Source organism: uncultured Sphingobacterium sp. (genome assembly GCF_964277905.1).
In the GTDB taxonomy this organism is placed as follows: Bacteria; Bacteroidota; Bacteroidia; order Sphingobacteriales; family Sphingobacteriaceae; genus Sphingobacterium; species Sphingobacterium siyangense.
This window is the reverse complement of the sequence record NZ_CAXYKD010000007.1, coordinates 104,571-117,174: the sequence shown is the minus strand read 5'-3', so window position 1 is coordinate 117,174 and position 12,604 is coordinate 104,571. Positions and strand designations below refer to the sequence as shown.

The following is a 12,604-nucleotide window of genomic DNA, read 5'->3' as shown; positions in this document are numbered from 1 at the left end:
TTCCAAGTATTAAAAATATAACAACACCGGATCTTAGCCCCATTACAATATGAGAATCGAAAATAGAAGAGTTGTTAATAGAAGACAGTTTAATAAGGCTATTGTAGAGGATGATAAAAAAGGCTTAATCTTAACAGATTCTAACCTAAATCTTTTAAATAATCTTGGTTTCGAAGAATTCCGTCTCTTAGATTTTGCCCCTAATGGCCACATTATACTTTTGAAATCCAAAAATTGGTTAACAATACGTAATGCAAATAAAACGACAATTACAGCTTTTGACATTGAAACTAAACAACACCTCTTTTCTACTGACAAATTTCTGGGATATAGAAGCATAATTGATAAGTCATCTAACTATTTTTTACTCGAATATTATTCTGGATTATGTTGTGTAAATATTAAAAACGGTGAGGTGGTTTTCAAAAAAGATAAAATTGACAAAAATCTTTACAATGCAGATTTACATCTTAAAAGCAACATTGTTTATATCCCAACAGAAAAAAAATCTATTCTGAGATATCATTTTGACGATCATTATTTCGATGAAATAAAACTTGAAAATGTAGGCGGTATGAGTTGGATCAAATTTGATAATACCCAAACCTACTTATTGGTAAGTGACAAAAAAAATTCATTACACTGCTTTACACACGACAACTTTGTCAAACCAATATGGACAACAAATTTTTCGAAACTTAAAAAAGATAATAGAATTTGCTGTTACAATATCATAACTACTGAGAGCAATTTGGCGTGTATTCACGGATTTATGCCTTCGAGTGACCAAACTGCGTACGCCGGGGGTACGCTATATATTTTCGATATCCCCTCTGGTGAAATAATTGATTCTTTGGATTATGCAAACATTCAAGAAGAAATAATCACTGATTTCCAAGAAGATGAAATCATTATTGACGACTTAAGGTCACTATCATTGAAAACTAAGACATTCCGACAGACGCCGATAGCGTCTCATATATACACTAGAACTGAATCGATATAGATCATTTAGCCCCTATACCATAAATTATAAGTTAAAGTCAAATTGAAAAATACCTACTCGTTGTGAATAAGCTCTGATAGTTTAAACCTAATACGGATAAAGTTTAAAGTAGAACCCCATACAGTGAAAATTAAATCACTTTGAGATATAAAATTGACACTCTTCCTATTTATGCCCATATTTAGTCTTTGTCAGCCTGTCAATTTCCCAGTTATGTCTATAACTCGGCTCTATTCTCAAATCGATGTTTCTATATTGGTCAATATTTGTTTCAAATCATTGTAGTATTCGATTATGTTTGGCTCACCTCGATTATTCATGATCTCTACTTGAATTAAAATCCTAGACTTTAGCTCATCATACTTTTCAGGACAAACAATACTGGAAAGCTTTAGATATAGAAACACCCAATCTGCTCCGACATTAGGTAGTTCTTTTTCTTCTTCTAAAATTGGTTTGATCTGAAAATCGTAAAGCTTATTCAGTGAATTAAAGTTTTCGAAAACCTCTTTTGATTCTATGATAACCTCATCTCGGAAAAAGCAAAAATCACGATCAAAATCAAGTCCGTCTAATCTAAAATAAAACTGAAGAGTACCATCAATCATCCCTCCGTCAAATCCAATACTATAATTATCTCTCTGATCAGACAGTGATTTGAAGCTGTAAGCTTCAAACCACCGATGAAGAACATTGAATCTTTTCATATACAACGGCTTAATTACCAGTGATCTACAATCTCTTTTCAGATCATACCCATCCCAAAATTGTAATTCGATAGCATCAAAACCTTCTATTGTTTTCCTAACAAAGCTACTGTCTCTTTTTCTATATTTAAATGCTGAAAAATAAGGTTCTTTACATAAGTCGTTGACAATACCATTTAATAAATCCTTAATCATATTTATTTCTTCTTGTAAAATGCTTAGTTTTATTCTATCGCAACGCCCGTAAAATAGAACATCAAAATGCTACGATCTCTTTTCCATCAATATAATTGAATATATTGATAGCAAGTTCAGGTTCTGTTAGCCAGCAGGCTCAATTGGTACCGATTCTATAATATAGCAGCAGAATATTCATTTTTAAAAACTATAGCCTGAATTTTGTCATAGAAATAACCAAATTAAATTACTTATATTCAATTATACAAACGACACTGAAAGAAAATACCTTATTTCATTTTTCGTTAGTAACAGTTAAGCCTATTCAAGAACTTATGAAACGTTTGGATATAAACAAGACAAGTCCCGTATCAAAAAGGGGGAATATCAATAGACAAAACATCTTAAGAACTGATTTTGAAACCCTTACTAACTTCTATGAGATCTGTAAAAAGAAAAAAATATCAGAACGAGAAGTTTCGTTTTTAATGGGAAAGACCAACAAATATTTCCAAGGGTGCCTCAAGCTGTTTTTTAAAAGTACGATTAAACCTGAATTTCTAACCATTCTGCCGGCCATTACTTCTAAAAACATTCAAGAAATTATACCAAATGATATCGCCCCAAAAGAAACTATCGATATCCATGGTACTTATAAACAAGAGAAAAACAAATTTTCGGTCTCAGATTATTATAAATTTACTGTAACTTATCAAGACGGAACCACTAGAAACTATCGTTGGAAAATAGAAATTACGAAAGGGACAAGATCTAAAGTAAACCCAGAACTATTTGAGATATTGAAAAAATTAATCTCACGCCACTACTTTCACAAGCCAAAATTTGCGCTCAATATCTATAATACACTCACCTTCCATCGAAGAATTGCTGACTTTGTTGAAGAGTAATAACAGTATATTTAAAGCGCCTGTTAGTTTAGAAGCATGGTTGTCCGGTATGGAAGACTTACCATCTACAAAGTCGGTCTCTTATTCTCCCAAGGAAATTATTGACGGATTTAAAGTAGACACTGCTTCTGTGGATACACTCGCTGATTTTGTAGACTTTTACAATCTGGCGGGCGATCTAGGCTATCAAGAGGAACGATTCGACGCTCTTCTCGAATTTCGAAGGGATGGAGAACTTACAAAAGTTTGGGATTTTTTTTTCAACAACCATCTTTTCAAAGCCAGGAGACATAAGGAACTCTCTTTCGATAGGGAAAAGTTTATTGTTGATCTTAAGAAATTGGTTGGAGGGTTTGAGACGTTATTGCCTGGGTAAAAGATTTTGTAGCTACAGGCTTTCATCTGATTACTTTGCACGGTTATTTTTTATGGGTGGTTTTCAATATACTGATCAGGACAAAAAATGTAAGTACAAACATAATTGCCTGAATGATAAATACAGGGTAAAGTAAATCTCCTTGGGCATAACGATATCCAAAACTGACTATCGTTACCGGAAATGTAAATGCTAAACCAACAGTTGCCCAATCGCTGTACAACGGGTCGTCAGGATAAATAGAACATACAGATAGTGTACCTATACTGACATAAATCAATGCGATAAAAAATGGACCTTTCCTTTTCTTAAAGTATTTGATCATATCTATTTTGCTAATTTATTTGGCCAACGCAATATAGCAATTTACAAGGATTGGTTATATCTCTAAAAAGGCATTAAATATTTTTTGCACTTGAACTTTAAATTTGATACACTCCCATATCAAGAACATCAAAATTTATTCAAGAAGTTCTCTAGCTCATCACTGTCAGAAGAATTATTGTAATTTTCTATATCAGAATAGGCCCTACCTAAACGCGGCCCTAACCGTTTTTTTAAATCAGGCTTTTCGGTAAACTCCAATTTTCCCAAAAAGACTTAGATAAATCGCATTTTGAATTCGCGTATCAACTATACCCAAATTGCCTGATCAATGATTTCCACAATTAGGTGATCAAGATTTCAAAAATTTCCATGATATTCTTATTTTGCTTTTTAGCTATTTTGTATTTAAGTTTGAATTGTTTTAACTACCGACTATAAACATCCCGTAATTATGGATTACACCGTTTACTCTGATATGCAAATTTTTGAATTGGTTTGTAACGGCGATGAGCGGGCCCTTCAGCACTTTATGTCGCGTTTTTGGCAACAGTTATTTAAAACAGCTTTTCATACCTTTCCAGATGCTGTAGTATGCCAGGAACTGGTACAAAATGTATTTATTAAAATCTGGGGAAATAGAGAGAAAATCAGGTTAAAGTATTCAATTCATACTTATCTATTCAGTTGTATTCGTTATGAAGTATTCCATGAAATCAAAAAAACGATGAAACATGCTGAATTAAAAAATGACGAAATCAACTACATAGATTCATTTGACCCGCTTATAAGAATGGAATACACTGAGCTGCTCGACTATGTTGAACAATTAATCGATAACCTTCCAGAGAAATGTAGACAGATATTCTATCTCAGTCGAATAGAACAATTAAATAACAAAGAGATCGCCCTGCAGCTAAACATTTCTCCAAAAACAGTAGAAAATCAAATCTCTATCGCCATTAAAAAGTTAAAGCAAGATATTTCTAAGAATACTATCTTATTCTTTATTTTCCTTTAAAATTTAATCAATTCAAAAACAAATACTTACATTTTATTTTATTAAAATCGAAATTTCCTTTTGGGGGTAAATTCAAAAATTGCACTCTATACCATAGAATCAATTTATAATTTCATGAAGGAGCCTAGATTAATATACTTAATCAAAAAAATTCTAAATAAAACTTCCACAGACCAAGAAATGATGGAAGTGGATAACGATTTATTGAATAGCTACCACCACGCTCTTTTAGACAGTCAGGACCTTGCGGATAAAGATGAAATGGAAAAAAAAATACAGCAAAATGTATTAAATGCCATTCGTAAAAGTGAGCAGGGAAATAGGCTACAAAAATTGACGAGACGCTACCTGCCTTATGCGGCAGCCATATTAATCATATCAAGTATAGGATTCCTATTCTATATCAACATCAAATCCGACCATTTGGATAAGCCAAAAGAAGAACATGCAGTGCTTAAGCCTGCCAACGACAAAGCTGTGCTGCAAAACGACAAAGGCAAGCTGGTCAATCTTTCAGGACAAAAGGCAGGCGACACGATCCAATTTGGGGCATTACTTCTAAAAATAGAAAAAGAGGGAGTTATTAGCTACAAAAAGAAGGATGCCGATATTACCGGTCCACCAAAACTAGTCACATTAAAAACCCCGAAAGGAGGAAAGTTTCAGATCAATCTAGAGGATGGAACAAAAGTATGGCTCAATACCGAAAGTAGCATTGTATTTCCCGAACATTTTGATAAGGATCGGCGACTGGTCTCTATACAGGGTGAGGCCTATTTTGAGGTTGCGGAATCCAGGTCAAAACCATTTATTGTTCAGGGAGACAACTTCGGAGTCCGTGTATTGGGAACCAAGTTTAATGTATCTAGCAGAACAACCAATAAATTTTCAAAAGTTGCTTTATTACAAGGTTCAGTACAGCTAACGTCGAAAGTAGGGAACAAGATATTAAAACCCGGAGAAAGGGCCACGATGGATGCCTCTAGAGTTATCTATGATAAATTCGACCCTGAAGCTGAACTCGCATGGAAAGATAATTATTTTATTTTCAAAGATGAAAATATCAAATCTGTAATGGATGAATTAGCCCAATGGTACGATGCCGAAATCATATTTCAGGGAAATGAATGGCACGACGTAAATTTTAATATTCGCATATCCAGAAGAGAAAATATAGAAGAAATCTTGTCTATAATGGAATTCACAAAATCCGTTCAGTTTAAGGTCGAAGGAAGGAGGATCTATGTCATAAAAAAATAACCATTTACTAAAACTAATAAAGCCAAGATGCTCGAACATCTTGGCCGTGAATAAAGTTTTAAAATTTTCAGTCAAAAACTTAATAACCTTTTAATTCCTCACAAATTTATGAAAATAATATTGGGAAAGGAACATGCAATGTCCTTATCTAAGATAATCCTAATGATGAAATTTTACATATTTCTCGCTTTTTTAGCTACTGTAAAGGCCAACACGCCCGTTTACAGTCAGAAGGTGAGCCTACATTTTAAAAATAGTAGGCTGGATGAGGTGCTTACAGAACTCAGCAAACAGGCGCACGTCGACTTGCTCTATGACACCAAGCTGCTGAAAAATGCCCGCCCCGTGACGCTTAGTCTGAATGGGGTTTCACTCAATGACGCGATGAAAGCCGTTGTCGAAGGGCAAGGCCTAGAGTTTGAAGTAAGGAAAAAAACCTTGGTCATTCGTCCCAAGATAGAAAAACTGGATATTCAGAACACAAACTATCCGACGGAGATCCAAAAAAGTGTCAGTGGAACGGTCAGCGATCAACAGGGCAATCCATTGGCCGGGGTAACAGTCAGAATAAAAGATTCTCAACTAACCACATCAACAGATAACAAAGGTAATTTTACAATTTCCCCTCCAACTGGAGAACAGGTACTGACATTCAGCTTTATCGGTTACCAAACCCTCGAACGCAAAATTAACAAAGACCGCGAGAGTTACCTGACTGTTACCTTAACCTTGGCGAGCAACAACTTAGACGACGTTGTTGTTGTGGGATATGGTACACAGAAGAAAATTACGGTTACCGGTTCGGTAAGTTCGGTGAATATGGCCGATATGCGGACCCCTGTTCCAAATCTATCGAATGCACTGGCTGGAAAAGTAGCCGGGATCATCTCGGTGCAGTCTAGTGGTGAACCGGGCTATGATAATTCTACTTTCACCATCCGTGGTATAGGTACCTTCACGGGAAATAAAGCGCCATTGATTATAATCGATGGTGTACAGCGGGACGATGTCAATGGAGGCTTCGCTGGATCTTTCAATAATATAGACCCCGAAGATATTTCGAGTATATCGCTGCTTAAAGACGCTTCGTCTACAGCGATGTACGGTGCAAAGGGGGCAAACGGTGTAATGATCATCACAACAAAAAGAGGTGTTGCCGGTAAACCTAAAATCTCCTTCAAAGCTGAATCTGGGTTTTCAAGTTTCACGAAAACTCCGCAGATGCTGGATGGTATAAAATATATGGAACTCCAGAATGAGGCAAGAACAAATATGGGCTTAACATCCCTATACTCTGATGAACTGATCCAAAAAACACGGAGTGGCTTGGACCCTTATATGTACCCCAATGTCAATTGGATAGGCGAAGTATACAAGAAAAATTCCTTCTTAAACAATTTCAACCTGAATATCAACGGTGGTGGAGAATCTGTGAAGTACTACATTTCTGCATCTTATTATAATCAAAAGGGTCCTTACAAGGTAAGTAATCTAAATAATTACAATCCCAATTTAGATTTTAAACGTTATGATTTCCGTAGCAATGTTGATGTCAATTTAACGAAAAGTACCTTGGTTCAGCTTAATTTGACGGGTATGTTGGTCAATTCAAGATATCCTGGAATATCTGCTGGAAACCTATGGTACCTAGCTTATGCAACTACACCCGTCGCCTACCCGACCAGGTATCCGGACGGAAGATGGGCAGGGCCTTTAAATAATGGCGGCAGCAATCCGTTAAATGAGGTTCAAAATAACGGTTATTCTGACGAGTTTAAACCGGTTATCCAATCGGTTTTGACCATCAATCAAAAACTAGATGCGGTTACTGAAGGGCTCTCTGCTTATGCTCGTTTTTCATTTGACAGCTATGGTGAATTCAATAACCGTAGGTCCGGAAGGAATGACTTATGGCAAGCAACAGGTCGTACACCACAAGGAGAGCTTATCTTCAACCAGACCCGTGTGGGTCAGCAATTCCTTGATTATAGCCAAGAATCAGCCGGTCAACGCGTTATGTACCTTGAAACCAATTTAAATTATGACCGTACTTTCAATGACCATAAAATAGGTGGAATGTTACTCTATAATATGCGAAACCGCTTGGTCAGTTTGGCAGGCTCGGTGATCGGTGCTATCCCCTACCGCAATCAGAGTATTGCAGGACGGATTACCTACGGCTTCCGGGATAAATATCTTGCCGAGATCAACGCCGGCTATACGGGATCTGAAAATTTTGAGAAAGGCAAGAAATTTGGTCTATTCCCTTCAATTTCGGGTGGCTGGGTCATCTCCAACGAAGAATTCTTCGAACCGCTGAAAAACACATTTAATCTATTAAAGATCAGGGGATCCTATGGAGTTGTCGGTAACGATAACATTGATGGGGGCAGATTTCCCTACTTAACACAAATTGGCGCTGGTGGAAATACAGGTTTTGGCCTGAATGGGACTGCGGCAGCGGGAATGACCGAGAATGTACTGGGCGTACAGAACCTCACCTGGGAGAAGTCTTATAAAAGTGATATCGGTCTAGAAATCGGTCTCTGGAACAAACTCAATATCGTATTGAGCAGATATCATGAAAACCGGAAGGATATTCTTATCCGGAGGAAATCAATCTCTTCGATTGCCGGTTATAGTAATTTGAATGTTTTCGCGAATCTTGGCGAAATGAACAACACCGGAGTAGACGCGAATCTAGAATACAATGATAAATTCGGCGGTGTCAGCATGCGTTTGTTCGGAAATGTAACTTACAGTAAAAATAAAATTATTTTTGCCGACGAGCCGATCCGCAAATATAGTTATCAAGCTGAAACAGGAAAACGTTTTGGCGAATATAAAGGGTATGTGGCTACAGGTTATTTTGTAAGCAATGAGGAAATTGCCAACTCACCCGAGCAAAAGTTTAATCCAGTGCAACCAGGTGATATCCGTTATAAAAACCTGAATAGTGCTGACGACAATGTCATTGATGCTTTTGATGAGACCTACCTTGGTAAATCGTGGTTTCCAACATGGCTATTTGGTGCTGGATTTGGAATCTCCTATAAGGGCTTTGATCTTTCTCTATTCTTTCAGGGTGTTGGTGATGTTGGTATTATGGCAAATGGTTCGGGAATTGATTTTCCGGGAGGTGGGGCTAAGGGGGCTGGGGTTATTCCATTTTCGGGCATTGGACTTTACCCCAACAATACCATGTCTATTGTCGAAGATCGCTGGACAGCTGATAATCCACGCCAGGATGCCTATTACCCACGCCTTACTATGGCGAACAACTCGGACAATAATTACCTAAATAGTACCCATTGGCTAAAGGACGGAGCTTACACACGGTTAAAACAGGCTTCAATCGGTTACAATATTAAAGCTAAAGGATTAGACAAGCTCGGATTTAACATGCTATATGTATACTCATCGGGGCAAAACTTACTGACTTTCAGCAAATTTAAGCTTTGGGATCCCGAGTTGGGTGATAATGGCGCTAAATATCCATTGAACCGCATGATCACCTTTGGTGTTCGGGCACAGTTTTAAACCTATTTAATCTTAGCAAACATGAAATACAGATCAACAAAATATATTGCTTTGGGCTTACTGACACTAAGTTTAATGCAAAACTGCACTTATCTCGACAAAAAACCGGACAATCTACTGACTTCCGATATGCTCTGGGAAACCCGCGCCAACGCAGAAGGTTACCTGAATCAGATTTATAGTTATGTAAAAATGCCCGTGGATGACTATACCGTTTTGGGAGCAAGTGACGAAAACTCGTGCAATATCCCAAGTGTAAATGTACGCAAGATGGTTGCCGGCAACTGGAATCCCCAAAGTGCTTATTGGCAAGAGTACTGGAATGATGCATATAGTGCTATCAGACAATCATTTGTTTTCGAAGAAAACATCGATAAAGTTCCGGAAAGTGCGATGGGCTCTGACCTCAAGATACAGTATAAAGCCGAGGCAAGATTTCTCCGCGGATGGTTTTATTGGAAATTGCTCCGCCAATATGGTCCGGCAGTATTATTGGACAAACCACTTGGCTTAAATGAAGACTATAATAATTACCCTCGCAACTCATTTCAGGAATGTGTGGATTATATCAATAAGATGATGGATATGGCTGCGGCTGATCTACCTGTTGTTTGGTCCTCCTCGGCCAACTACGGACGCCCGAGTAAAGGTAGCTGTCTAGCCGTAAAATCACAGGTAGCTCTTTGGGCTGCCAGTCCGTTATGGAATGGGAATCCCCGCTTTGCCGACTTTAAGAACAAAGACGGAAAAGCTTTAGCTCCGTTGCAAAATGATCCCAGCAAATGGAAAATAGCCGCTGATGCTGCAAAAGCTGTCATCGATTTAAATGCTTACAAGCTTTTTACAAATCTGGAGGAGGGAGATACCAATTTCGACCCGTACCTGTCCTTCCGTGATCTCTTCCTCACGAGCTTTAATAGTGAGATCATATTTTCTACTCACAGAGCCGATACCTGGCAATGGGGGCATGAAAAACGAAGCGCTCCTGAACCAGGTGGTATCAATATGATGAATGCGACTCAGAATGTAGTGGATGCTCACCTGATGCGCAATGGCAAAACCATAGACGACCCTACCTCCGGCTATAAAGAAGATGGCTTTGTGCAGCAAGATGATCCCGCTAACTATGGAAAATCAAGGGACGGAGTAAATAGAGGCTACATCACGGGTAACTCTTCGATGTATGTGGACCGCGAGCCACGATTCTATGTCAACATTCTATACAATGGTAAGCCAATATTACCTGCGCCTACAACGGATGATCGTAACTATTTTTCATCGGATGTCAATAAAGATGGCCGTGGTAGAGCAGAATTCTATTATTCGGGGAAAGCAGGTGCAGGACAAAATTCAAATAGCGCTGACAAAACTGGTTATATCGGGCAGAAAAATGTGAGTCCAGCCTCCAACATCCGCCAGGACCGTGCTGTTTACCGTCCATTTATTCATCTTCGTCTTGCGGAGATCTACCTAAACTATGCCGAAGCAATGAATGAAGTCAACCCTGGCCATCCAGATATTCTAACCTATTTAAATCTTGTCCGTCAGCGGGGCGGCTTGCCGAAACTTGAATCGGTTTACCCTCAGGTGGCTGGCAACAAGGATGAACAACGCAAATGGATCTTGCGTGAGCGGCAGATTGAACTGGCTTTTGAAGGAGACCGTTATTTTACGCTAATCCGTCGCTTGATGATGGGAAATCCCACTGTTCAGACGATATATCGTCTGAACGTTAGTGCCAACGATAATGGTCAGGGCTTTGCTTTTCAGGATTTTTATAAACGGCAAACGCTGCAAACCCGGTATTGGAATGACAAGATGTATCTATTCCCCATCTTACAAGATGACATTGACAAGAATAATGCGCTTGTACAAAACCCGGGATGGTAATTAAAATATGGACTTTATTTTTAAAGATTTATGAAATTAACATATAACGCAACTAGTTTAATCTTTTTTGCTCTCCTTATCCTTAGTCTAGCCGGCTGTAAAAAAGAGGATGCCGGTTTTACCCACGATCCCAATACCCCCATAGTCATTACCGACTTTCTTCCAAAACAGGGATCTGGAGGAACGGAGGTATTGATCAATGGCGAGAATTTTTCCTTGGATACCGCAGCGATAGCTATAAAAATAGGTGGTGTTCCCTTAAAAGTTATCGCTTCCAATGGTACACAGATCATGGCTGTTGTACCGAAAAAAGGAGGAACCGGCCCTCTTGAAATTTCGATCGGTGGAAAATCCGGCACTTCGAAAGATACTTATACCTACCTTTACACAAGAACTGTAACCACATTAGCGGGTAATGGCGCTGCAGGGTTTGCCAATGGTAAAGGTACCGATGCCATGTTTAATTTTAGCGGTGAAGCCTGGTACCGTAACAACGGTATAGTCGTGGATGACGCATTAAACGTATATGTAACTGACCCAGGTAATCACTGTATACGAAAAATAGACCCGAACGGAAACGTAACAACATTTGCAGGTTCTCCAGGTAATGGTGGTTTTGCTGAAGGGAAAGGCACTGAAGCACGTTTTAGTCTCCCCTATGGCCTTACCATAGATGAACAGGGAAATCTGTATAGTGCTGATCCAGGTAATTGGGATATCCGAAAGATTTCTCCAGACGGAACCACCAAAATCGTTGCCTGGGGCAATAGTGCCCCATGGTTTATCGCTTACGACAGAGCTTCAAAAAAAATCTATTACAATGTCGTTGATTCACCGGCCCCTATCTACCAGATCAATTTGGACGGTACGGCCTCTAATACTGTTATCACTGGACTGAATTATCCTGCGGGTATGGCCTGCGGTTCAGATGGCAGTCTTTATATCGCTTTACACGGCGATAATCAAATCCGCCAATATGATCCAAAAACCTGGAAGTATACAGTTATTGCTGGAACGGGCAAATATGGTTATAAGAATGGCCCAGGGAAAGAAGCCGAATTCGCACTCCCTTGGGGCATTGCAGTCGACAGTCAAAACAATATTCTGATTGCTGGAAATGGTACCAATGGCGGCGATAGTAATTCTCCCGACCAAAGCATCCGTTTTGTAGACGGCAAAACATATCAGGTAAGTACCTTTGCAGGATCGGGCAAGTCTGGCTTCATAAATGGTATTGGAGAAGCGGCGGCATTCAATGTGCCTGAAGGCGTTGCCGTTGACAAAAACGGAACCGTGTATGTATTGGATAAAAAGAACAATAGCATTCGTAAAATCATATCAGAATAAGAATTCTGTAATTTCAATGAACAGCCTCTATTAAAAAGGAGGCTGTTA

The 12,604-nt window shown here is 38.7% G+C and carries 10 protein-coding genes; 8 read left to right on the top strand and 2 right to left on the bottom strand.

The window, feature by feature from the left end; all coding sequences use genetic code 11:
• Window positions 1–49: 49 nt before the first annotated feature.
• Complete coding sequence (locus ACHWSC_RS05160) at window positions 50–1,006, top strand: hypothetical protein (RefSeq protein ID WP_394676012.1); 957 nt, start codon at window positions 50–52, stop codon at window positions 1,004–1,006.
• Window positions 1,007–1,242: 236 nt separating this feature from the next.
• Here ACHWSC_RS05160 and ACHWSC_RS05155 read toward each other — a convergent pair whose 3' ends face one another.
• Entirely contained in the window at window positions 1,243–1,908 is a 666-nt protein-coding gene (locus ACHWSC_RS05155) for a hypothetical protein (protein ID WP_394676011.1), read from the bottom strand.
• 317 nt (window positions 1,909–2,225) lie between these two features.
• On the opposite strand from ACHWSC_RS05155, the gene ACHWSC_RS05150 reads away from it, so the two are divergent.
• Window positions 2,226–2,798 (top strand): hypothetical protein, encoded by a 573-nt coding sequence (locus ACHWSC_RS05150; protein ID WP_394676010.1) that lies wholly within the window; start codon window positions 2,226–2,228, stop codon window positions 2,796–2,798.
• 49 nt (window positions 2,799–2,847) lie between these two features.
• Complete coding sequence (locus ACHWSC_RS05145) at window positions 2,848–3,174, top strand: hypothetical protein (RefSeq protein ID WP_394676009.1); 327 nt, start codon at window positions 2,848–2,850, stop codon at window positions 3,172–3,174.
• A 43-nt stretch (window positions 3,175–3,217) separates the two neighbouring features.
• Here the strand turns inward: ACHWSC_RS05145 and ACHWSC_RS05140 are convergent, their stop codons facing one another.
• Entirely contained in the window at window positions 3,218–3,499 is a 282-nt protein-coding gene (locus tag ACHWSC_RS05140) for a hypothetical protein (RefSeq protein ID WP_394676008.1), read from the bottom strand.
• Window positions 3,500–3,952: 453 nt separating this feature from the next.
• Here ACHWSC_RS05140 and ACHWSC_RS05135 point away from each other — a divergent pair, with 453 nt between their 5' ends.
• The 5 genes from ACHWSC_RS05135 to ACHWSC_RS05115 all read left to right on the top strand — a co-directional run bounded on the left by ACHWSC_RS05135 (window position 3,953) and on the right by ACHWSC_RS05115 (window position 12,556).
• Window positions 3,953–4,519 (top strand): RNA polymerase sigma factor, encoded by a 567-nt coding sequence (locus ACHWSC_RS05135; protein ID WP_394676007.1) that lies wholly within the window; start codon window positions 3,953–3,955, stop codon window positions 4,517–4,519.
• A 114-nt stretch (window positions 4,520–4,633) separates the two neighbouring features.
• Window positions 4,634–5,779, top strand: coding sequence for a FecR family protein (locus ACHWSC_RS05130; RefSeq protein ID WP_394676006.1), 1,146 nt, complete (start codon window positions 4,634–4,636; stop codon window positions 5,777–5,779).
• A 162-nt stretch (window positions 5,780–5,941) separates the two neighbouring features.
• Window positions 5,942–9,319 (top strand): TonB-dependent receptor, encoded by a 3,378-nt coding sequence (locus ACHWSC_RS05125; protein WP_394676005.1) that lies wholly within the window; start codon window positions 5,942–5,944, stop codon window positions 9,317–9,319.
• Window positions 9,320–9,340: 21 nt separating this feature from the next.
• A complete protein-coding gene (locus ACHWSC_RS05120; protein ID WP_394676004.1) occupies window positions 9,341–11,209 on the top strand; it encodes a RagB/SusD family nutrient uptake outer membrane protein in 1,869 nt (622 codons plus the stop codon).
• Window positions 11,210–11,239: 30 nt separating this feature from the next.
• On the top strand, window positions 11,240–12,556 hold the full coding sequence (locus ACHWSC_RS05115) for an IPT/TIG domain-containing protein (protein WP_394676003.1): 1,317 nt from the start codon (window positions 11,240–11,242) through the stop codon (window positions 12,554–12,556).
• The last annotated feature ends 48 nt before the right edge of the window (window positions 12,557–12,604 follow it).

Bases quoted from the DNA above. Each gene is read 5' to 3' on its own strand.
- ACHWSC_RS05130 (WP_394676006.1), top strand. From the start codon at position 4,634: ATGAAGGAGCCTAGATTAATATACTTAATCAAAAAAATTCTAAATAAA.
- ACHWSC_RS05125 (WP_394676005.1), top strand. From the start codon at position 5,942: ATGATGAAATTTTACATATTTCTCGCTTTTTTAGCTACTGTAAAGGCC.
- ACHWSC_RS05120 (WP_394676004.1), top strand. From the start codon at position 9,341: ATGAAATACAGATCAACAAAATATATTGCTTTGGGCTTACTGACACTA.
- ACHWSC_RS05135 (WP_394676007.1), top strand. From the start codon at position 3,953: ATGGATTACACCGTTTACTCTGATATGCAAATTTTTGAATTGGTTTGT.
- ACHWSC_RS05145 (WP_394676009.1), top strand. From the start codon at position 2,848: ATGGAAGACTTACCATCTACAAAGTCGGTCTCTTATTCTCCCAAGGAA.
- ACHWSC_RS05115 (WP_394676003.1), top strand. From the start codon at position 11,240: ATGAAATTAACATATAACGCAACTAGTTTAATCTTTTTTGCTCTCCTT.
- ACHWSC_RS05150 (WP_394676010.1), top strand. From the start codon at position 2,226: ATGAAACGTTTGGATATAAACAAGACAAGTCCCGTATCAAAAAGGGGG.
- ACHWSC_RS05155 (WP_394676011.1), bottom strand. From the start codon at position 1,908: ATGATTAAGGATTTATTAAATGGTATTGTCAACGACTTATGTAAAGAA.
- ACHWSC_RS05140 (WP_394676008.1), bottom strand. From the start codon at position 3,499: ATGATCAAATACTTTAAGAAAAGGAAAGGTCCATTTTTTATCGCATTG.
- ACHWSC_RS05160 (WP_394676012.1), top strand. From the start codon at position 50: ATGAGAATCGAAAATAGAAGAGTTGTTAATAGAAGACAGTTTAATAAG.